The sequence below is a fragment of the Ensifer adhaerens genome (genome assembly GCF_002007205.1).
In the GTDB taxonomy this organism is placed as follows: Bacteria; Pseudomonadota; Alphaproteobacteria; order Rhizobiales; family Rhizobiaceae; genus Ensifer; species Ensifer adhaerens_D.
On record NZ_LAZS01000014.1, the window covers coordinates 191,732 to 213,261 of the forward strand.

Annotated in this window: 23 protein-coding genes, 1 tRNA gene and 1 riboswitch; of the genes, 20 read left to right on the forward strand and 4 right to left on the reverse strand. The window is 62.6% G+C overall.

The features are described from left to right. Positions 1–132 precede the first annotated feature (132 nt). Positions 133–567 carry a metallopeptidase family protein gene (locus tag XB14_RS31110; RefSeq protein ID WP_077968216.1) on the forward strand — a complete coding sequence of 145 codons (435 nt, stop codon included), beginning with the start codon at positions 133–135 and terminating at the stop codon, positions 565–567. A 251-nt stretch (positions 568–818) separates the two neighbouring features. Here XB14_RS31110 and XB14_RS31115 read toward each other — a convergent pair whose 3' ends face one another. After that, positions 819–1,025, reverse strand: coding sequence for a DUF1737 domain-containing protein (locus XB14_RS31115; protein WP_077968218.1), 207 nt, complete (start codon positions 1,023–1,025; stop codon positions 819–821). Further along, entirely contained in the window at positions 1,022–1,927 is a 906-nt protein-coding gene (locus tag XB14_RS31120) for an HpcH/HpaI aldolase/citrate lyase family protein (RefSeq protein WP_077968219.1), read from the reverse strand. The genes XB14_RS31115 and XB14_RS31120 overlap by 4 nt, the downstream gene beginning before the upstream one ends. A 125-nt stretch (positions 1,928–2,052) precedes the next feature. Here XB14_RS31120 and XB14_RS31125 point away from each other — a divergent pair, with 125 nt between their 5' ends. The 9 genes from XB14_RS31125 (at position 2,053) to XB14_RS31165 (ending at position 9,276) form a co-directional block, all read left to right on the forward strand. Then, positions 2,053–2,307, forward strand: a complete 255-nt coding sequence (locus XB14_RS31125) for a hypothetical protein (RefSeq protein ID WP_077968221.1) — start codon at positions 2,053–2,055, stop codon at positions 2,305–2,307. A gap of 188 nt (positions 2,308–2,495) precedes the next feature. Next, entirely contained in the window at positions 2,496–2,927 is a 432-nt protein-coding gene (locus XB14_RS31130; RefSeq protein ID WP_077968223.1) for a VOC family protein, read from the forward strand. A 155-nt stretch (positions 2,928–3,082) separates the two neighbouring features. Further along, positions 3,083–3,688 carry a 3-isopropylmalate dehydratase small subunit gene (gene leuD, locus XB14_RS31135; protein ID WP_077968225.1) on the forward strand — a complete coding sequence of 202 codons (606 nt, stop codon included), beginning with the start codon at positions 3,083–3,085 and terminating at the stop codon, positions 3,686–3,688. Positions 3,689–3,697: 9 nt separating this feature from the next. Further along, positions 3,698–4,078, forward strand: coding sequence for a RidA family protein (locus XB14_RS31140; protein ID WP_034802728.1), 381 nt, complete (start codon positions 3,698–3,700; stop codon positions 4,076–4,078). Between the two features lie 105 nt (positions 4,079–4,183). Beyond that, positions 4,184–5,023 carry an AAA family ATPase gene (locus XB14_RS31145; protein ID WP_077968228.1) on the forward strand — a complete coding sequence of 280 codons (840 nt, stop codon included), beginning with the start codon at positions 4,184–4,186 and terminating at the stop codon, positions 5,021–5,023. Beyond that, positions 5,020–5,481 carry an NUDIX hydrolase gene (locus XB14_RS31150; RefSeq protein WP_077968230.1) on the forward strand — a complete coding sequence of 154 codons (462 nt, stop codon included), beginning with the start codon at positions 5,020–5,022 and terminating at the stop codon, positions 5,479–5,481. The genes XB14_RS31145 and XB14_RS31150 overlap by 4 nt, the downstream gene beginning before the upstream one ends. Before the next feature lie 228 nt (positions 5,482–5,709). Continuing rightward, a riboswitch (SAM riboswitch) is annotated at positions 5,710–5,787 on the forward strand. A gap of 61 nt (positions 5,788–5,848) precedes the next feature. Next, a complete protein-coding gene (gene metA, locus XB14_RS31155; RefSeq protein ID WP_077968232.1) occupies positions 5,849–6,775 on the forward strand; it encodes a homoserine O-acetyltransferase MetA in 927 nt (308 codons plus the stop codon). A 6-nt stretch (positions 6,776–6,781) separates the two neighbouring features. Next, a complete protein-coding gene (locus tag XB14_RS31160; protein WP_077968234.1) occupies positions 6,782–7,966 on the forward strand; it encodes a vWA domain-containing protein in 1,185 nt (394 codons plus the stop codon). 293 nt (positions 7,967–8,259) lie between these two features. Beyond that, a complete protein-coding gene (locus XB14_RS31165) occupies positions 8,260–9,276 on the forward strand; it encodes an aldose epimerase family protein (RefSeq protein ID WP_077968687.1) in 1,017 nt (338 codons plus the stop codon). Positions 9,277–9,440: 164 nt separating this feature from the next. Here the strand turns inward: XB14_RS31165 and XB14_RS31170 are convergent. Then, positions 9,441–9,515, reverse strand: a tRNA-Gly gene (locus XB14_RS31170). A gap of 251 nt (positions 9,516–9,766) precedes the next feature. Here XB14_RS31170 and XB14_RS31175 point away from each other — a divergent pair. From XB14_RS31175 to XB14_RS31190, 4 genes are all read left to right on the forward strand, one after another. Continuing rightward, on the forward strand, positions 9,767–10,276 hold the full coding sequence (locus XB14_RS31175; protein WP_077968236.1) for a prolyl-tRNA synthetase associated domain-containing protein: 510 nt from the start codon (positions 9,767–9,769) through the stop codon (positions 10,274–10,276). Between the two features lie 58 nt (positions 10,277–10,334). Beyond that, entirely contained in the window at positions 10,335–11,309 is a 975-nt protein-coding gene (gene trxA, locus XB14_RS31180) for a thioredoxin (protein WP_077968238.1), read from the forward strand. Positions 11,310–11,502: 193 nt separating this feature from the next. Then, a complete protein-coding gene (locus XB14_RS31185) occupies positions 11,503–12,183 on the forward strand; it encodes an LON peptidase substrate-binding domain-containing protein (RefSeq protein ID WP_034802753.1) in 681 nt (226 codons plus the stop codon). Positions 12,184–12,193: 10 nt separating this feature from the next. Then, positions 12,194–12,382, forward strand: coding sequence for a Trm112 family protein (locus tag XB14_RS31190; protein ID WP_077968241.1), 189 nt, complete (start codon positions 12,194–12,196; stop codon positions 12,380–12,382). A gap of 242 nt (positions 12,383–12,624) precedes the next feature. Here the strand turns inward: XB14_RS31190 and XB14_RS31195 are convergent, their stop codons facing one another. After that, positions 12,625–13,839 (reverse strand): ubiquinone biosynthesis hydroxylase, encoded by a 1,215-nt coding sequence (locus tag XB14_RS31195; protein ID WP_077968244.1) that lies wholly within the window; start codon positions 13,837–13,839, stop codon positions 12,625–12,627. A gap of 84 nt (positions 13,840–13,923) precedes the next feature. Between XB14_RS31195 and tesB the strand changes: the two genes are divergently transcribed. The 6 genes from tesB to XB14_RS31225 all read left to right on the forward strand — a co-directional run bounded on the left by tesB (position 13,924) and on the right by XB14_RS31225 (position 21,512). After that, positions 13,924–14,808, forward strand: coding sequence for an acyl-CoA thioesterase II (tesB, locus tag XB14_RS31200; RefSeq protein WP_077968246.1), 885 nt, complete (start codon positions 13,924–13,926; stop codon positions 14,806–14,808). A 235-nt stretch (positions 14,809–15,043) separates the two neighbouring features. Continuing rightward, complete coding sequence (locus XB14_RS31205) at positions 15,044–15,382, forward strand: P-II family nitrogen regulator (RefSeq protein ID WP_077968248.1); 339 nt, start codon at positions 15,044–15,046, stop codon at positions 15,380–15,382. 27 nt (positions 15,383–15,409) lie between these two features. Beyond that, positions 15,410–16,765, forward strand: a complete 1,356-nt coding sequence (locus XB14_RS31210) for an ammonium transporter (RefSeq protein ID WP_077968250.1) — start codon at positions 15,410–15,412, stop codon at positions 16,763–16,765. Between the two features lie 237 nt (positions 16,766–17,002). Then, positions 17,003–19,657 carry an FtsK/SpoIIIE family DNA translocase gene (locus XB14_RS31215; RefSeq protein WP_077968252.1) on the forward strand — a complete coding sequence of 885 codons (2,655 nt, stop codon included), beginning with the start codon at positions 17,003–17,005 and terminating at the stop codon, positions 19,655–19,657. Positions 19,658–19,863: 206 nt separating this feature from the next. Further along, positions 19,864–20,526 (forward strand): outer membrane lipoprotein carrier protein LolA, encoded by a 663-nt coding sequence (locus XB14_RS31220; RefSeq protein ID WP_077968688.1) that lies wholly within the window; start codon positions 19,864–19,866, stop codon positions 20,524–20,526. Positions 20,527–20,705: 179 nt separating this feature from the next. After that, positions 20,706–21,512, forward strand: coding sequence for an exodeoxyribonuclease III (locus XB14_RS31225; RefSeq protein ID WP_077968254.1), 807 nt, complete (start codon positions 20,706–20,708; stop codon positions 21,510–21,512). Positions 21,513–21,530 lie beyond the last annotated feature (18 nt).

The window sequence follows — 21,530 nt, forward strand, 5'->3', positions numbered from 1 at the left end:
TATTAGATTCCAGAGCTTCCCGAATGAGTCAACAACCAATTATAAGAATTTATTCCTGTCCCTGTGGCCAAGGAATTCAACACTCGAAAAACACTGGCAAAATCGCTATATGGAGGGCAACAAGGAGTGCCTATGGCCCGCATTGACCAGACCGATGATTGGCGGGAACGCCACGCACCGACGCTTACCACTTTCGAACAGCTCGCGCTGGAAGCCTACGGCCACCTGCCGCAGGAGTTCCGCCAGCTGACGACCGACCTCGTCATCGAGGTCGCCGACTTCCCGAGCGACGACGTTTTCGAGGACATGGCGTTGGAAACGCCCTTCGACCTGCTCGGCCTCTTCGAAGGCCGCGGCATCAGCGAACGCTTCACCATGGAAACCGGCCAGTTCCCGAACCGCATCACCCTCTATCGCCGCCCGATCATCGACTATTGGGCCGAGAACGAGGAGACGCTGGGCGATATCATCACCCACGTGCTGATCCACGAGATCGGCCACCATTTCGGCCTTTCCGACGACGACATGGAACGGATCGAGGCGAGCGTCGAGCACGTCGGCGGCTGATACTTCATTTGCCTCTCATCCGCGCGGTGAGGGTCGCCCCTCATCCGCCTGCCGGCACCTTCTCCCCGCAAGCGGGGCGAAGGGACATTGTCGCACCCGCTCGCCCCCCAACGGCACTCTGATTTCGCTCTGCGATCGATCGGTGCCCGGTGAAGACTGAACGATTGGGCACGTCCCCTCGCCCCGCCTGCGGGGAGAGGGTTAGTCCTCGGGTTAAACCCGAGGAGAGGGGCTAAACTTGCCCCTCCCGCTTACTGCTCCGACAGCTTGATGTCCGGCGTGTAGTCCTTGCCCTCGACCTCCTTGACCACCGCCTGGCCGCACTGCATGTGCTGCGTATCGGCATTAAAGGCATAGGTGGGCGAGCCGTGCAGGCTCCAGCCCTGGTTCAGGGCCGCCGTCACCTTGTGGCAGAAGGAGGCGTCGTCGGAGCCGGTCAGGAAGCGATAGAGTTTCAAGATCTTGTCTTTCGTTGTTCGATGAGGTCCGCCTTGGCGGCGAGTGTTACGGCCTGGTCGAGGTGCAGCCGCTCGACCATCCGCCCATTGAGATTGATGACGCCCTTGCCGGCGTTTTCCGGAAGAGCGAAGGCGGCGATGATCGCGCGCGCCTCGTCGACGGCGACCTGCTCGACGCCGAAGCGCTCGTTCGCCGGGCCGATCTGGGCCGGGTGGATCAGCATCTTGCCATCATAGCCCATGTCGCGGCCCTGCCGGCATTCCTCGTCGAAACCGGCACCATCGCGGAAATCGTTGAACACGGCGTCGATGACATCGAGCCCGCCGCCGCGCGCCGCAAGCAGGATCTGCATCAGCCAGGGGACGAGATAGGGTCGGCCGGGACGATCCGGCACGCCGGTCTCCTTGCGCAGGTCATTGAGGCCGACGACGAAACAATCGAGCCTGCCACTGAAGGTACGGCCGGCCTCGGCGATTGCCGGCGCGTTGATCACCCCGCGTGGCGTCTCGATCATTGCCCAGAGGCGCAGCGTCTCCGGCGCATCGTTCTCGTCGAGCCAGTCGGCCGCCGCCTGGATATCCGCCGGGCTTTCGACCTTCGGCAACAGGATGGCGTCGGGATTGGCCGCAAGCGCTGCAGCAAGATCGCCCTGACCATAGTCGGAGCCGATCGCATTGATCCTAATGACAATCTCGCAATCCGGCCGGCTTTCCGTCAGATACTGCACCAGCGCCGCACGCGCTTCCACCTTGCGCTCGGGCGCTACCGCATCCTCGAGATCGAAGATCGCGGCATCCGTCGCGAGTTCCGCGACCTTGGCAAGCGCGCGGGCATTGTCGGCCGGCACGCAAAGCACCGAGCGGCGCAGGCGTACAGGGTGATGTTCGCTCGATTTGTTCATGCTTCAGTTGTGCCCGCCTTTGCCGCGTTCCGCAAGACGAGGCGAACCGCCGCACCCCTTTCGAAAGCCCACCTCTTGCAAGTCAGGGCGCCAGCCCCCACATCGCCATCAGAAAGGTGACGATTATGCAAAGCATTCGCTCTGTTCTCTTTACGGCCGCAGCCCTGACCATCACGTTTGCGGCCTTCGTCTTGACCGCCTCGCTGGCGCTGGCATTGGCCGGCATCGCCGCCGTCGTCGTGATCGGCAGCGCCATTGCCACCAGGCTGAACCTCAAGCCAGCCCGCGCCACCGTGCGCCCGGCTGCTGCAGGCGCCGCCCACGGCCAGCGCGAGATGCGCATCTGGAACGACGGTCGCGGTACCATCATCGACCTCTGATCTTGCAGTCCTTGCAGATACGAGCGGGCCGACCTGTGATCGGCTCGCGCCTGGCGGCACCCATAAAACGGGCATCCAACGCCAGGCGGCAAATTTTTTCCATCCCCATGTCGGATCGGGCGCACCGGGCCCGTCCTTGAGGCAGGCCAGCAACGGCCCTGGCTCCTCAAACAGGATGGAGAAACCCGATGGATACCCAGACGCAGCAAACCGAAACGCAGCAGCCGGCACCGGTCCTGAACGGCCTCCTGCCCTATCTGCAGGTCGACGGCGCCGCCAAGGCGTCCGAATTCTACCAGCGCGCCTTCGGTGGCAAGGAAGTCAACCGGCACCCGCTCGACGAGCAGGGCCGGACGATGCACATCCACCTCTATGTCAACGGCAGCTCGCTGATGCTCGCCGATGCCTATCCGGAATACGGCCATCCGCTGGAAAAGCCACAGGCCTTCACCCTGACGCTCACCGTCGACGACATCGATGCCTGGTGGGACCGTGCGGTTGCCGCCGGCGCCGAAGTGGTGATGCCGATCGAGGTGATGTTCTGGGGCGACCGCTACGGCCAGCTTCGCGATCCCTTCGGCGTTCTCTGGGCCATGAACAGCCCGGTGAAGGCAAGCTAAGTCCCTGCAGACAATCGAAATCCGGACGAAGCTCTCGCCGGGCGGGCATTTTCACCCGCCCGGCGAAGCGTATTTGAACAGATTTTCCTTCATTTCGGCGCAAAACTCATCTAAACGCTAGCGCAACATTCTTCTGAAATCGAAGGCCTGAAGTTATGGAAAAATTCGTCAAGCTCACCGGTGTCGCCGCCCCCCTCCCCGTCGTCAACATCGACACGGACATGATCATTCCGAAGGACTACCTGAAGACGATCAAGCGCACCGGCCTTGGCAAGGGCCTCTTCGCCGAAGCCCGCTACAATGAAGACGGCTCGGTCAACCCGGACTTCGTGCTCAACAAGCCGGCCTACCAGAACGCCAGCATTCTCGTTGCCGGCGATAACTTCGGCTGCGGCTCCTCGCGCGAGCATGCTCCGTGGGCCCTGCTCGACTTCGGCATCCGCTGCGTGATCTCCACGTCCTTTGCCGACATCTTCTACAACAACTGTTTCAAGAACGGCATCCTGCCGATCGTCGTCAGCCAGGCTGACCTCGACAAGCTGATGGACGACGCCTCGCGCGGCTCCAACGCCATCCTCTCGGTCGACCTGGAATCCCAGGAAATCACCGGTCCGGACGGCGGCTCGGTCAAGTTCGAGGTCGATGCGTTCAAGCGTCATTGCCTGCTGAACGGCCTCGACGACATCGGCCTGACGCTCGAAAAGGCAACCGCGATCGACAGCTTCGAGAAGTCGGTCGGCGCCGCGCGCCCCTGGGCCTAAGGGTAAGGTATGGCGCGCAAGCTCATCTCCTCGGGCTCGCCCTTCGAAAAGACGGCAGGCTATTCGCGTGCCGTCGCGATGGGTGACTGGTGCTTCGTCTCCGGCACGACCGGCTACGACTACGCCACCATGACCATGCCCGAGACGGTGGAGGAGCAGGCGCGCAACTGCCTGAAGACGATCGAGGGCGCGCTGAAGGAGGCGGGCTTCTCGATGAAAGACGTGGTACGCAACCACTACTACGTCACCGATGCCAGCTTCGCCGACCGGGTGTTCCCGATCTTCGGCGAAGTCTTTGGCGAGATCCGCCCGGCCGCAACCATGATCGTCTGCGACCTGATCCGCCCGGAAATGCTGATCGAGATCGAAGTCACCGCGCTTCGCGGCTAACACCTTCGACTGCGCCTTCCCTCAAAACGATTCCGATTTAAGCCATTATGCGATAGTCCATAGGGCATGACTTCGCCTGACTTACGCTGAACCGGAAGACACCCAATGCAATTTCAAGGCACTGCCGACTATATCGCCGACAAGGATCTGATGATCGCCGTCAACGCCGCGATCCGGCTGGAGCGGCCGCTGTTGGTCAAGGGCGAACCCGGCACCGGCAAGACCGAGCTTGCCCGCCAGATTGCCGCCGCCCTCAACCTTGAGCTCATCGAATGGAGCGTCAAGTCGACCACCAAGGCGCAGCAGGGTCTGTACGAATATGACGCGGTCTCGCGCCTGCGCGACAGCCAGCTTGGCGATGAGCGCGTCAACGAGGTCCGGAACTATATCCGCAAGGGCAAGCTCTGGCAGGCCTTCGAGGCGGACCGCCGCGTCGTGCTTCTGATCGACGAGATCGACAAGGCCGACATCGAGTTTCCGAACGACCTGCTGCAGGAACTCGACCGCATGGAATTCCATGTCTACGAGACCGGCGAGATGATCGGCGCCCGTCATCGCCCGATCGTCATCATCACCTCCAACAACGAGAAGGAGCTGCCGGACGCGTTCCTGCGCCGCTGCTTCTTCCACTATATCCGTTTCCCCGACGCAGAGACGCTCGCCCGCATCGTCGAGGTGCATTATCCCGGCATCCGCAAGACGCTGCTTTCGGCCGCCCTCGCCGCCTTCTACGATATCCGCCAGGTGCCGGGGCTCAAGAAGAAGCCCTCCACATCCGAGGCGCTCGACTGGATCCGCCTGCTGGTCGCCGACGAAGTCGATCCGGCAGACCTCAGGGCCGATGCCAAGACCATGCTGCCGAAGCTGCACGGCGCGCTCCTGAAGAACGAGCAGGACGTGCACCTCTTCGAGCGCCTCGCCTTCATGGCGCGCCGCGACGGATGAAGCCGGACGCGCACAAGGTTCTGATCTACGCCACCTGGCAGGACCGTCTGCTGGTCTTCGACGAGCCGGATTTTCCCGAGATCGAGCTGCAAGTGCCGGGCGGCACGATGGAGCCAGGCGAAAGCCCGGAGACATCGGCGTTGCGCGAGTTTGTCGAGGAGACCGGACTGGCGCCGGCCCAGGCATTTGCCCATCTCATGACGCAGGACTACCGCTACATGAAGGACGACAAGACGATCTGTCATCGGCGTCACTATTTCCATGTCGCGCTTACCGGAGAGCAGCAGCAGACCTGGATACATCAGGAAATGACGCCCTTTGGCGGAGGTGACCCGATCCGCTTTCGTTTCTTCTGGCTCGGTATCGATGAGGCAAGAAACCGTCTCGGCTATGGCATGCAGGATGTTTTGAACTTGCTGCGTGTTCGCCCCTCCCCTCGGGTTCGCCCCGAGGACTAACCCTCTCCCCGCAGGCGGGGAGAGGGGACGTGCGCAACAGCCAAGGCATCGCCCAGAATGCTCCACCTGTTCAACCAAGAGATCGCGAGGATGGTCATTGTTGAAACGAGCCCTTGCCACACCCTTCCTTCTCCCCGCCTGCGGGGAGAAGGTCGCGGCAGCGGGATGAGGGGCCGTCCCGCACCCCCTGAATCGTTTTTCTTGACCCCCGTGTCCCACTCGCGCTATCAAATTCCCCGTGGTGATTTGGCCGGCCGGCTTGCAGCCACGTTAAACAAGTCGCTAAAGGGCCGAGGAAAGTTGGATTTCCGAGGACCGGTCGCGATCAATCGCCGCCGGTTTTTTTGTATTGATCGAGTGGAAGCCCATGCCCATCAAGATTCCCGATACGCTGCCCGCCTTCGAAACCCTCGCTAACGAGGGCGTGCGGGTGATGACCGAGACAGTGGCGATCCGTCAGGATATCCGCCCGCTCCAGATCGGGCTCCTGAACCTCATGCCGAACAAGATCAAGACCGAGATCCAGATGGCGCGCCTGATCGGCGCCTCGCCGCTGCAGGTCGAACTTTCGCTGGTGCGCATCGGCGCCCACCGGGCAAAGAATACCTCGGAAGACCATCTGCTTTCCTTCTACGAGACCTGGGAAGAGGTGAGCGCCCGCAAGTTCGATGGCTTCATCATAACAGGCGCCCCAGTCGAGACGCTGGAATATGAAGACGTCACCTATTGGAAAGAGCTGAAGCAGATCCTCGACTGGACGGAGACCAACGTGCATTCGACTCTCAATGTCTGCTGGGGCGCGATGGCGGCGATCTACCATTTTCATGACGTGCCGAAATATCCGCTGAAAGAGAAGGCCTTCGGCGTCTACCGCCACCAGAACCTCAATCGTTCCTCCGTCTATCTCAACGGCTTCTCAGACGATTTCGCCGTTCCCGTCTCGCGCTGGACCGAGGTCCGTCGCGCCGACATCGACAAGGTGCCCGGCCTCGAAATCCTGATGGAATCGAAGGAGATGGGCGTCTGCCTCGTGCATGAGAAGAAGGGCAACCGCCTCTACATGTTCAACCACGTGGAGTATGATTCGACCTCGCTGTCGGACGAGTATTTCCGGGATGTGGACGCGGGCGTGCCGATCAAGATGCCGCACGACTATTTCCCGCACAATGATTCGACCCTGCCGCCGCAGAACCGCTGGCGCAGCCATGCGCATCTCTTCTTCGGCAACTGGATCAACGAAATGTACCAGACGACGCCCTATGATCTCCAGGAGATCGGCACCGGAAAAAGCTGAGGTCAGATGTTCATTCCCTTCTTCCTCGAACTCAAGGCGGCGAAGGTCCCGGTGACGCTCCGGGAATTCCTGTCCTTGATCGAGGGGATGGAGGCGGGCATCGCGACCTTCGACGTCGAAGCCTTCTACTATCTGGCGCGCACGGCGCTGGTGAAGGACGAGCGCCATATCGACCGCTTCGACCGGGTGTTCCAGCATTGCTTTTCCGGCCTCGAAGCGGTCAATCCGATGGAGGCTGGCGAAGAGGCCGTCATCCCCGAGGATTGGCTGCGCAAGCTCGCGGAAAAACACCTGACCGAGGAAGAAAAGCGCCTGATCGAGGCGCTCGGTGGCTTCGACAAGCTGATGGAAACCCTGCGCCAACGGCTGCGCGAACAGCAGGGCCGCCACCAGGGTGGCTCGAAATGGATCGGCACCGCCGGCACCTCCCCCTTCGGCGCCTATGGCTATAATCCCGAGGGCGTCCGGATCGGGCAGGACCAGTCGCGCCATCGCCGCGCCGTCAAGGTCTGGGACCGGCGCGAATTTAGGGATTATGACGACATGGTCGAACTCGGCACCCGCAACATCAAGGTCGCACTGAAAAGGTTGCGGCGATGGGTCCGCCAGGGCGCCGCCGACGAACTCGATCTCAACGGCACGATCCGCGCCACCGCCGAACACGGCTATCTCGACGTGGTGACGCGTCCCGAGCGGCGCAATGCCGTGAAGCTTCTGATGTTCTTTGATGTCGGCGGTTCGATGGACGATCACATCCGCATCGTCGAGGAGCTGTTTTCAGCCGCCCGCGGCGAATTCCGCCACATGGAGCATTTCTACTTCCACAATTGCGTCTACGAGGGCCTGTGGAAGGACAATCGCCGCCGCCGCGCCGACATCACCCGCACGACCGAATTGCTGCGCACCTATGGTGGCGACTACCGCGCCATCTTCGTCGGCGACGCCTCGATGAGCCCTTACGAGATCAGCCATCCCGGTGGCTCGGTCGAGCATTGGAACGACGAGGCCGGCGCGCTCTGGCTGTCGCGCTTGACCGCGCATTTTCCGCGCTCGATCTGGATCAATCCCGTGCCGGAGCAGCATTGGGGCCATACCCAGTCGATCGGCATGGTGAAGAGCCTCTTCGAAGGACGCATGTTTCCTTTGACGCTCGCCGGCCTGCAGGACGCGACCAAACAACTATCGCGCTGATATGACCGGACAATCCTGAAGCGCATCGCGATCTCGAACATTCGCTCCGTGCGCTTTAAGTTATTGATTTGTCGCATGCCGTGATCGCAATACCACTGTGCAGTTTTGCGCGACAGGCTCCAGAGATTTCCGGTTGCCGCGCCCCTGGAAATGACGCAGGTTGCTGCGGTCGCATAACGGCATGTTTCCTGGATGCGAGCCATCCCAGGGAATGTGGCGCATTCTTAAAGTGTGCAGCGACCTTTGCGCGTCTGGGGAGACGCGCGGCGCTGTAGAGGGAGCAAGCGGTGAACATGCATCAGAACACGGAAATCTTCGGCCACCTGCCATCCGGCGAGCCGGTCCATCGTGTGGTGCTCTCCGGCGGCGGGCTCACCGCCCATGTGCTCACCTGGGGCTCGGTGATCCAGGACCTGCGCCTGGAGGGCCACGAGCCGCCGCTGGTGCTCGGCTTCAGCGATCTCGAAAGCTACCTTTCGCATTCGCCTTATCTCGGCGCGACGCCCGGCCGCTGCGCCAACCGCATCGGCAACGGACGCTTCACGCTCGATGGCGAGACCTATCAGCTTGAACTGAACGAGAAGGGCGTCACGCATCTGCACGGCGGCAGCGACAACATCGGTAAGCGCAACTGGACGATTATCCGCCAGACGCCCGATAGCGTCACGCTTGTCGTCACCGATCCCGACGGCCGCGCCGGTTATCCCGGCAATTGCAAGGTTACCTGCACCTACGCGCTGAAGCCCGGCGGCGTCTTGAGCGTCGTCTATGAGACCGAGACCGACCGGCCGACGCTCGCCAATGTCTGTCAGCACAGCTATTTCAATCTCGACGGCAGCGCCGACGCGCTCGGCCACGACATCATGATCGCCGCCGACCACTATCTGCCCACGAGCGATTTGCAGGTGCCGACGGGCGAGATCCTCTCGGTCGAGGGCACCGCCTTCGATCTCAGGGAAATGACGCCGCTTCGCCGCCAGACCGAAGGCGAACGCATCAGCTACGACCACAATTTCTGCCTTTCGGATCAGCCCATGGCGAAACATTCGGTGGCGCTTGCCCGCAGCATCAATTCCGGCGTCACGATGGAAGTGCTGACGACCGAGCCCGGCGTGCAGCTCTATACCGGCGCGAAGCTCAACATTCCCGTCCCGGGCCTCGAGGGCCGCCGCTACGGCGCCTTCGCCGGCTTCTGCCTGGAAACCCAGATCTGGCCGGATGCCATCAACCATTCAGGCTTCCCGAACGCGGTGCTGCGCCCCGGCGAGACGCGCCGGCAGGAAACGGACTATGTGTTCATGAAGAGCTGAGCGCGGAATGGTCTGAGGCACGGCCAACGCCCCGAGAGACGACGAAGTAACGCCGATGGTCCGGGTCCAGCGGTGCGAATGCGCGACTATGCACGCGCGGAATGCCTGTCGGCAGGTGCCGTTCATTCCGAAAACGATTGTGAAATGAAGTGGTTGGGAGAAATTGGAGCGGGTGAGGCGATTCGAACGCCCGACCCCAACCTTGGCAAGGTTGTGCTCTACCCCTGAGCTACACCCGCTCATCATCCAAGGCCCGGGGGTAGTCGGTGGACCGTGGCGTCGGCGCTGTCTTGCGGCGACGGGCGGTATATGGCCTAAGCGATTTTGGAATGCAACAGGGAAATGACGAGAAATCGAATATTTTTTGAGAGACCCCTCGCGAAGCCCGGAAATGCCGCGTTTTCGGCCGGCCTCGCCGCCTGTGAGATTGCGCGAAGACTGGCTTCTCCCCTAAAGCAGAAACGAAACGAATGCCTTGGGGATGAGAATCATGCGTGAATCACAGCCGAAAACCGCCGAAGACCTCTTCAATTTTCTCGACGGACTTGGGATCGAGCATAAGACCAAAAACCACGAGCCGGTGTTCACCGTCGCCGAATCGGTGGCGCTTCGCGACGAGATCCCCGGCGGCCATACGAAAAACCTGTTCGTGAAGGACAAGAAGGACAACTACTTCCTCTTGACCGTCGAGGAGCACGCGACGGTGGACCTGAAGACGGTGCACCAGGTGATCGGCGCGGCAAGCAAGGTGTCTTTCGGCAAACCGGAGAAGCTGATGGAATATCTGGGCGTCATTCCGGGTGCCGTGACCGCCTTCGGTGCGATCAACGACGCCGGCGGCAACGTCAAGATGATCCTGGACGAGGAGCTGATGAAGTTCGACATCGTCAATTGCCATCCGCTCTCCAATGACGCGACGACTTCGATCGCCTCGAAGGATCTGCTGCGCTTCATGGAAGCGACCGGACACGAACCGCTTGTCTTGAAAGTCACGGCCTGACATACGATCTTTGGCGCGAATGCAGTAAGCTGGACGACGAGCCGGCGAGGAGAGAAGAATGACGGGCAGCGACAATCCCTATGCAGGGTCTTTCGGCACTCAGATGACGGGTTCGGCCTCCTTTGGCCAGCCGGCGCCGGCGGCCGCGCCAAGTGGTGACCTGATCAAGGAAACCACCACCGCCAACTTCTCAAAGGACGTGCTCGATGCATCCCGTCAGCAGCCGGTCCTCGTCGATTTCTGGGCACCCTGGTGCGGCCCCTGCAAGCAGCTGACGCCGGTCATCGAAAAGGTGGTCACCGAGGCGGCCGGCCGCGTCAAGCTGGTCAAGATGAACATCGACGACCATCCCTCGATCGCCGGTCAGCTCGGCATCCAGTCGATCCCCGCCGTCATCGCCTTCGTCGGTGGGCGCCCGGTCGATGGCTTCATGGGCGCGGTTCCGGAAAGCCAGATCAAGCAGTTCATCGAAAAGATCGCCGGCCCCGCCGTCGACGACAGCAAGGCTGAGATCGAAGCTGTGCTGGCCGACGCCAAGGCGCTCGTCGATGCCGGCGATGCTCAGAACGCCGCCGGCCTCTACGGCGCGGTGCTGCAGGCCGATCCGGAAAACGTCGTGGCAATCGCCGGCATGGTCGACTGCATGATCGCGCTCGGCCAGCTTGCGGAGGCCCGCGAGGCGCTTTCCAGCCTGCCGGAAGACCTTGCCAAGGATGCCGGCGTTGCCGCGATCGGCAAGAAGCTCGACCAGATCGAGGAAGCCCGCAAGCTCGGCGACCCCAACGAGTTCGAACGCCGCCTGGCCGCAAATCCTGACGATCACGAGGCACGCGTGCTGCTTGCCAAGATCCGCAACGTCGAAGGCGATCGCACGGCTGCGGCCGATCACCTGCTGACGATCATGAAACGCGACCGGGCGTTCGATGACGACGGCGCGCGGCGCGAACTGCTCTCCTTCTTCGAGGTCTGGGGCCCGAAGGATCCGGCGACGATCGCTGCCCGGCGCAAGCTCTCGTCGATCCTGTTCTCCTGAACCATCAGGCATATTTTGGGTAAGGGGCGCAGTCTGCGCCCCTTTTCGTAAGTGGATCCGATCACGATCGATATTCACCCGTGAAGATCGGCATGCGCGTCCCTTGAGATTTTCAAGGAGCGCACCATCTCTTGATCTGGTTGACCACGCTCCTTGGTGGGGCAAAAGCGAATACCGGCAGGGTCTATCTGAAATGCACGTCGGAAATGCACGTTATCTCGGTCCGAAGGACTTGCCGGAGATCATTCCGGTGTTTCCGCTGACCGGTGCCTTGCTGCTTCCCGGCGCTCAGCTTCCGCTCAACATCTTCGAGCCGCGCTACCTCGCCATGCTCGACGACGCGCTCTCGGGCAACCGACTGATCGGCATCGTGCAGCCATCCTTCTGCGAAGGCCGCAACGACACCGCCACCGGCCCGATGCAGGCGCTCTGCGAGGTCGGCTGCATCGGCCGCATCACCTCCTTCGCCGAGACCGGCGACGGCCGCTACATCACCTCGCTCACAGGCGTCTGCCGCTACCGGCTGTTTTCGGAAGTCGGCGGCACCCGCGGCTACCGTCGCTTCCGCATCGGCCCCTTCGCAGCGGATCTCGAAAACCGCGACGACGAGACCCTCGTCGACCGGGCAGCGCTGCTTGCCGCCTTCAAGGCCTATCTCGAAGCCAACAAGCTGAAAGCCGACTGGGAAAGCGTCGAACGGGCGAGCAACCGCACCTTGGTCAATTCCATGGCGATGATGTCGCCCTATGGCCCGGCGGAAAAGCAGGCGCTGCTCGAAGCGCCTGATCTGAAGACCCGCGCCGAAACCCTGATCGCCATCACCGAGATCGTGCTTGCGCGTGACTTCGGCGATATGGACAGCATTCTGCAGTGAGCGACGGATAATGGACATCAACGCCAGCAAGGTCGATCCGAAACTGCTCGAACTGCTCGTCTGCCCGCTGACCAAGGGCCGTCTCAGCTACCACGCCGAGGCGGGCGAACTCGTCTCGGAAAAGGCGCGCCTCGCCTATCCGATCCGCGACGGCGTGCCGATCATGCTGGTTTCGGAAGCGCGCAAGATCGAGGATTGAGCTCTTCCTCGGCGGCGATTTCGAGCCACCCCCGCCCCTCATCCGGCCTGCCGGCCACCTTCTCCCCGCAAGCGGGGCGAAGGAAACGCGTGGCACCGGTCAAGTCTACGGCGGCCATTTCCCCACCCGCTCCCGACGGCCTAACCCACCTAATGAACGGCAGGTTGGCCACGTCCCCTCTCCCCGCCTGCGGGGAGAGGGTTAGGGTGAGGGGCGAATTTCTTGCGGGACGTGGTGGACCCTCAGATCGGCTGCCCCGACAACAGCCGCGGATCGGCGTCTCCGGCGATGCCGGCCGCCTGGCGAATGAAGAAACTCTTCAGCGACGGCAGCCGATCGACAATACCGAGGCCGAAATCCCGGGCGATCCTGACCGGCGTGATGTCGTTGGAAAACAGCCGGTTGAGCACATCCGTCGTCACCCCCATGCGGAAGGTGTCGAAACGTCGCCAGCTCTGGTAGCGCTCGAGCACGGCGAGCGAACCTATGTCGAGACCGAGGCGATCAGCCTCGACGATGGTTTCCGCCAAGGCTGCGACGTCCTTGAAGCCGAGATTGAGCCCTTGGCCCGAGATCGGGTGGATGCCGTGGGCGGCGTCGCCGGCAAGCGCGAAGCGCGGCTTGACGAAATCGCGCGCCAGCGTCAGGCCGAGCGGGAAGGCCCGCCTGCCGCCGACCACCTTCAGGTGCCCGAGCTTGTGGCCGAAGCGCCGCTCCAGTTCTTCCTCGAACAGGAAATCGTCGCCCTTGACCAGGCGTTCGGCGTCCTCCGTACGCTCGGTCCAGACCAGCGACGAACGGTTGTTCTTGAGCGGCAAGGTCGCAAACGGCCCGGCCGGCAGGAAATGCTCCTCCGCCGTGCCCTCGTGCGGCCGCTCGTGCTCGACCGTCGTGACGATGCCGGACTGGCCATAGTCGAATTCGACCGTCTTGATGCCGGCGGCATCGCGCAGCTTGGAACGAACGCCGTCACAGGCGACGAGCAGGCGCGCTTCCAGCTCTTCGCCGCCAGCAAGCGTGACGGCGACCGCGTGGTCGCCGCTCTTGAAGGACTCGACCATGGTCGACTGACGTGTGACGACGCCGAGTTCGCCGCAGGCACCTCGAAGGGCGCCGACCATCGCCGTGTTCGGCACCATATGGGCAAAGGGGCGATCCTCGCCGCCATCGCCGTCAAAGGTCAGGAACACCGGGCGCACCGGATCGGCTGCCTTCGAATCGGTGATCACCATACGGCGGATCGGCTCGGCCTCCGGCGCGATCTGATCCCAGACGCCGAGCACGTCGAGCATGCGCTCGGCGGCAGAGGCGACTGCGGAGGCGCGCTGATCCTTCTGCCAGGCGCCTTCCGGCGCGCCGTCGATCACCATGACATCGAGATGCGGCGCCGCTTTCTTCAGCGAAACCGCAAGCGAAAGGCCGACATAGCCGCCACCGGCAATCAGGACATCGAGCATCGGCTTTCTCCGTCGCACTTGAGCATCGTTTTATGTCTATATAGATCAATGCCATCGACGTTCCTACCATCGGAGACTGCCGAAATGTCGCGCCCCACCGAGACTGCCACGCCCATGGATGCGCTGCTCGCCATTCTCGATCTCGAAAAGCTCGAGGAAAATCTGTTCCGCGGACGCAGCCCGCAGGTCGGCTGGCAGCGGGTCTTCGGCGGCCAGGTGATCGGCCAGGCGCTGGTTGCCGCCCAGCGCACCGTCGATGCGGACCGCTACGTCCATTCGCTGCATGCCTATTTCATGCGGCCGGGCGACCCGTCGGTGCCGATCATCTACGAGGTCGACCGCATCCGCGACGGCACAAGCTTCGCCACCCGTCGCGTGGTCGCCATCCAGCACGGCAAGGCGATCTTCTCCATGTCGGCCTCGTTCCAGTACGACGAGGACGGCTTCGACCACCAGATCGAGATGCCTGATCTCGCCATGCCCGAGACGCTCCCGGGCGAGCAGGAGCTGAAGGAAAAGTTCCTCGTGCATGCACCCGAAGCGATCCGTCGTTACTGGGAGCGGCCACGGCCGATCGAGATTCGCCCGGCTTCGTTTCACCACTACTTCACCCGCGATGACGGCAAGCCGATCCAGGACGTCTGGGTCAAGGCGGTCGGCACGGTGCCGGACGAGCGCCACATCCAGGCGGCGATCCTTGCCTATCTCTCCGACATGACGCTGCTCGACACCTCGCTCTATGCGCACGGCACTTCGGTCTTCGACCGCAACCTGCAGGTCGCGAGCCTCGATCACGCCATGTGGTTCCACCGGCCCTGCAAGATGGACGACTGGCTGCTCTACACCCAGGACAGTCCGAGTGCACATGGTGCCCGCGGGATGACCAGAGGCAGCCTTTTTACGCGCTCCGGCGTGCTGATTGCCTCCGTTGCCCAGGAAGGGTTGATCCGGAAAAAGGCAACTGAATAGAAAACAAGCAGATTCTTCAATCTGCCTATTTTTTAATCTTCTAAATTGACGAATCTTTGATGCGCCGCAGCATTATTGCTGCGGCGTTCTTTTTTCTATTTTCTTTTCATAGACTTAGGACAAGCGTCAGAATCTGGCACGCCCCTTGAATGTCATAGTTCGGTTGCACGGCGCTTGGGGCGCTCCGCAGCAAGGAGAGACGGCCTCCGCCGGAGGCGAACAAGGATGAAACCAGATGAAAATTGTGATGGCCATTATCAAGCCGTTCAAGCTCGATGAGGTTCGCGAAGCCCTCACTGCTGTCGGCATCCAGGGCCTGACCGTGACCGAAGTCAAAGGCTACGGCCGCCAGAAGGGACATACCGAAATCTACCGCGGCACCGAATATGCCGTGAGCTTCCTGCCGAAACTGAAGGTCGAGATCGCCGTTGCCTCCGAGCTCGTCGACAAGGCCGTGGAAGCGATCGCCGCAGCCGCCAAGACCGGCCAGATCGGCGACGGCAAGATCTTCGTCTACGCCATTGACCATGCCGTTCGCATCCGCACCGGCGAAACCGATTCAGAAGCGTTGTAAATCACGCCGTTCAGGGAGCACTCCTCGATGTCATCACTTAAGCTTTCCGCCTCTCTTGGACGCCTCGGCGCTCTGACCACGGCCCTGCTTGCGCCGGCCGTTGCCTTCGCACAGGAAGCGGCGCCGGCCGCGGCCGCAGCCGCTCCGGTCCCGGACAAGGCCGATACCGCCTTCATGTTCATCTCGACGCTTCTCGTCTTCTTCATGCTGATCCCGGGCCTGGCCCTCTTCTACGGCGGCCTGGTGCGCGCCAAGAACATGCTGTCGGTGCTGATGCAGTGCACCGTCATCGGCGCAGCGATGATGATCGTCTGGGTCGTCTACGGCTATTCCTTCGCCTTCGGCGGCTCGACCAGCCCCTATTTCGGCGGCTTCGCCAAGATGTTCCTCGCCGGCGTCACCGGTGAGAGCACGTCGGCGACATTCTCCGAAGGCGTCGTCATTCCGGAATACATCTTCATGCTGTTCCAGATGACCTTTGCGGCCTTGACGCCGGCGCTGATCGTCGGCGCCTTCGCCGAACGCATCAAGTTCTCGGCCGCCGTGCTCTTCTCCATCCTCTGGGCCACCTTCGTCTACTTCCCGATCGCCCACATGGTCTGGGACGGCAATGGCCTGCTCTTTGGCATGGGCGCGCTCGACTTCGCCGGCGGCACCGTCGTTCACATCAATGCCGGCGTCGCAGGCCTGATCGGCGCGATCATGGTCGGCAAGCGCACCGGCTACGGCCGTGACATGATGGCGCCGCACTCGATGACGCTGACGCTGGTCGGCGCTGCCATGCTCTGGTTCGGCTGGTTCGGCTTCAATGCCGGCTCGAACCTCGAGGCCTCCGGTGGAGCGGTGCTTGCAACCGTCAACACCTTCCTCGCAACTGCCGCCGCAGTGCTCTCCTGGTCGGTGGTCGAAACCATCACCCGCGGCAAGGCCTCGATGCTGGGTGCCGCCTCGGGCATGATCGCCGGCCTCGTCGCCATCACGCCGGCTGCCGGCATTGCCGGCCCAATGGGCGCGATCGTCATGGGCGTGATTGTCTCGCCGCTTTGCTACTTCTTCGTCTCGGTCGTGAAGAACAAGTTCCACTATGACGACACGGCTGATGTCTTCGGCGTTCACGGCGTCGGCGGCTTCTTCGGTGCGCTTGCCACCGGCATCTTCGCCTCCTCGTCGCTCGGCGGCATCGGTTATGCCGACGGCGTCACCATGGGCGGCCAGTTCATGACGCAGCTCACCGCCGTCGCCATCACGATCGTCTGGTGCGGCGTCGTCTCGACGATTCTCTACAAGGTCGTGGACGCCGTCGTCGGCCTGCGCGTCTCCGTCGAAGCCGAGCGCGAAGGCCTCGACCTCTCGTCCCACGGCGAAGCCGCCTACCACAGCTAACGAAATCGCGGTGCCGGCAATCCGGCACCGTTTACAGTCCCGTCGCGATTCGCCCCACGCGGATCGCCCTTGGCCCGGATCGAAAGCTCCGGGCCTTTTTTTCATGCCGATCTCTCCGGCTGCGACTGCTATTTTAGCGCCAACTACGCATGGTTAATGTCGCATTAACCGTACTCCGCTTAGGTTGATTCCATGGCGCGCAATGCGCCTTAGAGATCGAGACGGGCAGCAGGCAACATGAGCAGAAGCAATCCGGCAGCGCTTGACAGCCGTTCCAACCGGTTCGTGCTAACCACCTTCGTTTGGCGACAGATCGCGTCGCTGGCGGGCTTTGCGCTGTTCGGCGCATTGGCGCTGGCGATTGCGGCACTGTCGACTTGGAACGTCGCCGATCCGAGCTTCTCCTATGCCACGTCGCAAGCACCGACCAACGTGCTCGGTTACACCGGTGCGGCCTTTGCCGACATCTTCATGCAGTTTTTCGGCCTTGCCAGCGTCGTCGCCCTCTTGCCCGCCGTCGCCTGGGCCCTGGTGCTGATCGGGGGCAAGCGTTTCGACAAGGTCTTCAAGCGCCTCGGCCTCTGGTTCGTCGGCTCGGTGCTTGCCGGCGCGGCGCTCAGCTGCGTTCCCGCCCCCATCACCTGGCCGCTGCCCAACGGCCTCGGCGGCGTCTTCGGCGACATGATTCTGCGCTTCCCGGCGCTCTTTACCGGCGCCTTCCCGACCGGCACGCTTGCGACCATTCTTGCCTGCATCTTCGCCGTGCCCGCCGCCTGGTGCCTGGTCTATAGCGCCGGCCTGATCGGCGTCAGCGACGAGGAAGACGAGGAAGAGATCGTCGAACCGACCCCGAGCAAGGCGCGCACGGTTCGCGACGAGCTCGACGAGGACGACAGCGAAGGGCCTTTCACGTTGCTGATGGGCTCCTTTGCCCACATGCGCTACACCATGCACGCACGCATGCGCCGCATCTTCGGCATGAGCGGCACCCGTCCATCGCCCAAGCGCCAGTATGACGAGCCCTATGATTTCAACAATGACGAATTCGGCACGCTGAACGAGCCGGCTCGGCCGAAGCCGATGGCCGCCGGCGACCGCATCGAACCCTCGCTCGACCGCTCCGAGCGCCGCATCCTCACCCCGCCGCCGATCATGGCCGACGACGAGGACGACGACCTGCCCTTCGATATCGACGAGCGTCGCCCCGCCGGCATCCTGCCTGACGACGATTACGACCCGGCAGCGGATTGGGCGCCGAAGGCAGCACCCCCGAAGCAGGGCTTGCCGAATGCCGGCTCGCGCGTCGCGACGCCTGCCCCTCGCCCGAAGTCGGGCCAGCGGGTCGAACGCGAAGCCCAGCGCTCCTTCGTCGACGACAACGACGGTGACTTCACCCTGCCGCCGATGCATTTTCTCGCCGAGCCGAAGAACGTCAGCCGCGACGCGTCGCTGTCGCCCGACGCGCTGGAACAGAACGCCCGCATGCTCGAAGGCGTTCTCGAGGACTTCGGCGTCAAGGGCGAGATCATCCATGTGCGCCCCGGCCCGGTCGTCACCCTCTACGAACTGGAACCGGCACCCGGCATCAAGTCCTCCCGCGTCATCGGCCTTGCCGATGACATCGCCCGCTCGATGAGCGCCATCGCTGCCCGCGTCGCTGTCGTACCCGGCCGCAACGCCATCGGCATCGAACTGCCCAACCAGCGGCGCGAGACCGTCTACCTGCGCGAACTCATCGGCTCGCGCGACTTCGAGACCTCCAAGGCCCGCCTTGCCATGGCGCTCGGCAAGACGATCGGTGGCGAGCCCGTGGTCGCCGATCTCGCCAAGATGCCGCATCTGCTCGTTGCCGGCACCACCGGCTCGGGCAAGTCGGTGGCGATCAACACCATGATCCTGTCGCTGCTCTATCGCCTGAGCCCCGACCAGTGCCGCCTGATCATGATCGATCCGAAGATGCTCGAACTTTCCGTCTATGACGGCATCCCGCACCTGCTTTCACCCGTCGTCACCGATCCGAAAAAGGCCGTCGTCGCGTTGAAATGGACCGTGCGCGAGATGGAAGAGCGCTACAAGAAAATGTCGAAGATCGGCGTGCGCAACATCGACGGCTTCAACAGCCGCGTCGAGCAGGCGCTTGCCAAGGGCGAGCAGATCACCCGCACCGTCCAGACCGGCTTCGATCGCCAGACCGGCGAAGCCATGTACGAAACCGAAGAATTCGATCTGGCGCCGATGCCCTATATCGTCGTCATCATCGACGAAATGGCCGACCTGATGATGGTCGCCGGCAAGGACATCGAAGGCGCCGTCCAGCGGCTGGCGCAGATGGCGCGCGCCGCCGGCATCCATGTCATCATGGCGACGCAGCGCCCGTCGGTCGACGTCATCACCGGCACGATCAAGGCCAACTTCCCGACCCGCATCTCGTTCCAGGTGACCTCGAAGATCGACAGCCGCACCATCCTTGGCGAGCAGGGCGCCGAGCAGCTGCTCGGCATGGGCGACATGCTCTATATGGCCGGTGGCGGCCGCATCCAGCGCGTCCACGGTCCCTTCGTTTCCGACAACGAGGTCGAGGAAGTCGTCGCCTACCTCAAGACCCAGGGCGTGCCGCAGTATCTCGACGCCATTACCGAAGCGGACGACGACGATGGCGAGGGCGGCGGCCCGGCCGGCACCTCCAACCTCGCGGACTCCGACGATCCTTACGACCAGGCGGTCGCGGTCGTCCTTCGCGACGGCAAGGCTTCCACCTCCTACGTTCAACGCCGCCTCGGCATCGGTTACAATCGTGCCGCATCGCTGATCGAGCGCATGGAGCAGGAGGGCATCATCGGCCCGGCGAACCATGCCGGGAAACGCGAGATCCTGGTGCCGACCGAGGAGTAAGTCGCCGGACGACAAGGAAATTCCGGCAGAGTCGCGTGAAGCGAATGCCTTGACAGAAGAGACGCCCGACGGACGCGGGCAGAGGTCCCGCACAAGGGGCCGAACTGGTAACGGTCATGTGAGAGCGCGAGCGAAAAAGCTCGAAAATGGCGCCTTGAAGGCGCCGCACTTGCGCTCCAGATGATTCGTAAATGAAGGAGACCGAGATGACAGAGACTAAGACTGGCGAGCGCAACCACCCGGTGATGTCGCGCCGCCTCTTCGTGTGCGGGCTTGCGGCACTCGCCGGCATCGGCGGCACCGGTCTCGACCTCAGCCAGGCCTTCGCCCAGGCCCCGAGCGCTGCCCAGAAGATCGCCGATCACTTCTCCTCGGTGAAGACCATGGCCGGCGAGTTCGTGCAGTTCGGCCCACGCGGCGAACAGACCGGCGGCAAGTTCTACATCCGACGCCCCGGCCGCATCCGCTTCAACTACGAGGCCCCCTCGCCGATGCGCGTCATTGCCGACGGCAAGTCCGTCGTCATCGGCAACATGAAGCTCAAGACCTGGGACATCTATCCGCTGTCGAAGACGCCGCTCAACCTCTTGCTCAGCGAGAGGATCGACCTGACCGGCAAGATGGTGCGCAACGTCAAGGAAGAGTCCGACCTCATCACCATCGTGCTTGGCGACCGCTCGATCTTCGGCGATTCGACGATTACCATGATGTTCGATCCGAAGACCTACGACCTGCGCCAGTGGACGATCACCGACGCGCAGAAGAAGGACACCTCGGTGATGATCTTCAACGTCAAGACCGGGATGGCGCTGGACGACAAGGTCTTCCAGATTCCCTACGACGAAGTCCGCAACAAGCGCGGCGGCTGAGCAATCTCAAGCGCCAGAGGCACCCCTGCGCGTCCATAGGACGCGCAGTTTTGCTGCGACCTTCCTCATGCATTCCTTGTCCCGGCGCGCCGGACCTGCTTAAAGCTCGGGTCAAACATCCATCCCGAGCCGGCCTTCCCTTCGCAAGCGTCCGGCCCCAGCCGATCAGGGAATGACGCATGGCCCTTTCCGTCGCCACTTGGAACATCAACTCCGTTCGCCTGCGCATGCCGCTGGTCGAACATCTCCTGAAGACCTGGCAGCCCGATATCCTCTGCCTGCAGGAAACCAAGTGCCCGAACGACCAGTTTCCCTCCAAGCCCTTGAAGGCGCTCGGCTACAACCACATCGAGATGCACGGCCAGAAGGGCTATCATGGCGTGGCGACGATCTCGCGCCTGCCGCTGCACGAGCTCAGCGATCGCCGCGACTATTGCGGCGTCGGCGATGCCCGCCACCTCTCCGTCGTCTTTGCGGCCGGCGGCAAGAAGATCCGGTTGCATAACTTCTACGTTCCGGCCGGCGGCGACGAGCCGGACCGCACCATCAACCCGAAATTTGGCCACAAACTCGATTTCGTCGAGGAAATGAAGTTGCTGCACGCGGAAGCCGAAGCCGGCATTTCCTCGATCCTCGTCGGCGACCTCAACATCGCGCCGCTGGAAGACGACGTCTGGTCGCACAAGCAGCTCTTAAAGATCGTCAGCCATACGCCGATCGAAACTGAGGGGCTGACCACGGTCATGAACGGCGGCAGATGGGTCGATCTGATGCGCCAGCACACGCCCTCCCCGACCAAGCTCTATACCTGGTGGAGCTACCGCGCGAAGGACTGGGAAGCCGCCGACCGTGGCCGCCGCCTCGACCATATCTGGTCCTCCGCCGACCTCGCACCGGCGCTGAAGCACGTCGACATCCTGCGCGAAGCGCGCGGCTGGGAACGCCCCTCCGACCACGTGCCGGTCATCGCCCATTTCGATATTTGATCTGAGGTGGCTGCCGCC

Bases quoted from the DNA above. Each gene is read 5' to 3' on its own strand.
- XB14_RS31140 (WP_034802728.1), top strand. From the start codon at position 3,698: ATGGCGCGCAAGCTCATCTCCTCGGGCTCGCCCTTCGAAAAGACGGCA.
- XB14_RS31205 (WP_077968248.1), top strand. From the start codon at position 15,044: ATGAAAATTGTGATGGCCATTATCAAGCCGTTCAAGCTCGATGAGGTT.
- metA (WP_077968232.1), top strand. From the start codon at position 5,849: ATGCCCATCAAGATTCCCGATACGCTGCCCGCCTTCGAAACCCTCGCT.
- XB14_RS31125 (WP_077968221.1), top strand. From the start codon at position 2,053: ATGCAAAGCATTCGCTCTGTTCTCTTTACGGCCGCAGCCCTGACCATC.
- XB14_RS31165 (WP_077968687.1), top strand. From the start codon at position 8,260: ATGCATCAGAACACGGAAATCTTCGGCCACCTGCCATCCGGCGAGCCG.
- XB14_RS31190 (WP_077968241.1), top strand. From the start codon at position 12,194: ATGGACATCAACGCCAGCAAGGTCGATCCGAAACTGCTCGAACTGCTC.
- XB14_RS31130 (WP_077968223.1), top strand. From the start codon at position 2,496: ATGGATACCCAGACGCAGCAAACCGAAACGCAGCAGCCGGCACCGGTC.
- leuD (WP_077968225.1), top strand. From the start codon at position 3,083: ATGGAAAAATTCGTCAAGCTCACCGGTGTCGCCGCCCCCCTCCCCGTC.
- tesB (WP_077968246.1), top strand. From the start codon at position 13,924: ATGTCGCGCCCCACCGAGACTGCCACGCCCATGGATGCGCTGCTCGCC.
- XB14_RS31120 (WP_077968219.1), bottom strand. From the start codon at position 1,927: ATGAACAAATCGAGCGAACATCACCCTGTACGCCTGCGCCGCTCGGTG.
- trxA (WP_077968238.1), top strand. From the start codon at position 10,335: ATGACGGGCAGCGACAATCCCTATGCAGGGTCTTTCGGCACTCAGATG.
- XB14_RS31210 (WP_077968250.1), top strand. From the start codon at position 15,410: ATGTCATCACTTAAGCTTTCCGCCTCTCTTGGACGCCTCGGCGCTCTG.
- XB14_RS31220 (WP_077968688.1), top strand. From the start codon at position 19,864: ATGACAGAGACTAAGACTGGCGAGCGCAACCACCCGGTGATGTCGCGC.
- XB14_RS31145 (WP_077968228.1), top strand. From the start codon at position 4,184: ATGCAATTTCAAGGCACTGCCGACTATATCGCCGACAAGGATCTGATG.
- XB14_RS31150 (WP_077968230.1), top strand. From the start codon at position 5,020: ATGAAGCCGGACGCGCACAAGGTTCTGATCTACGCCACCTGGCAGGAC.
- XB14_RS31225 (WP_077968254.1), top strand. From the start codon at position 20,706: ATGGCCCTTTCCGTCGCCACTTGGAACATCAACTCCGTTCGCCTGCGC.
- XB14_RS31160 (WP_077968234.1), top strand. From the start codon at position 6,782: ATGTTCATTCCCTTCTTCCTCGAACTCAAGGCGGCGAAGGTCCCGGTG.
- XB14_RS31110 (WP_077968216.1), top strand. From the start codon at position 133: ATGGCCCGCATTGACCAGACCGATGATTGGCGGGAACGCCACGCACCG.
- XB14_RS31215 (WP_077968252.1), top strand. From the start codon at position 17,003: ATGAGCAGAAGCAATCCGGCAGCGCTTGACAGCCGTTCCAACCGGTTC.
- XB14_RS31175 (WP_077968236.1), top strand. From the start codon at position 9,767: ATGCGTGAATCACAGCCGAAAACCGCCGAAGACCTCTTCAATTTTCTC.
- XB14_RS31185 (WP_034802753.1), top strand. From the start codon at position 11,503: ATGCACGTCGGAAATGCACGTTATCTCGGTCCGAAGGACTTGCCGGAG.
- XB14_RS31195 (WP_077968244.1), bottom strand. From the start codon at position 13,839: ATGCTCGATGTCCTGATTGCCGGTGGCGGCTATGTCGGCCTTTCGCTT.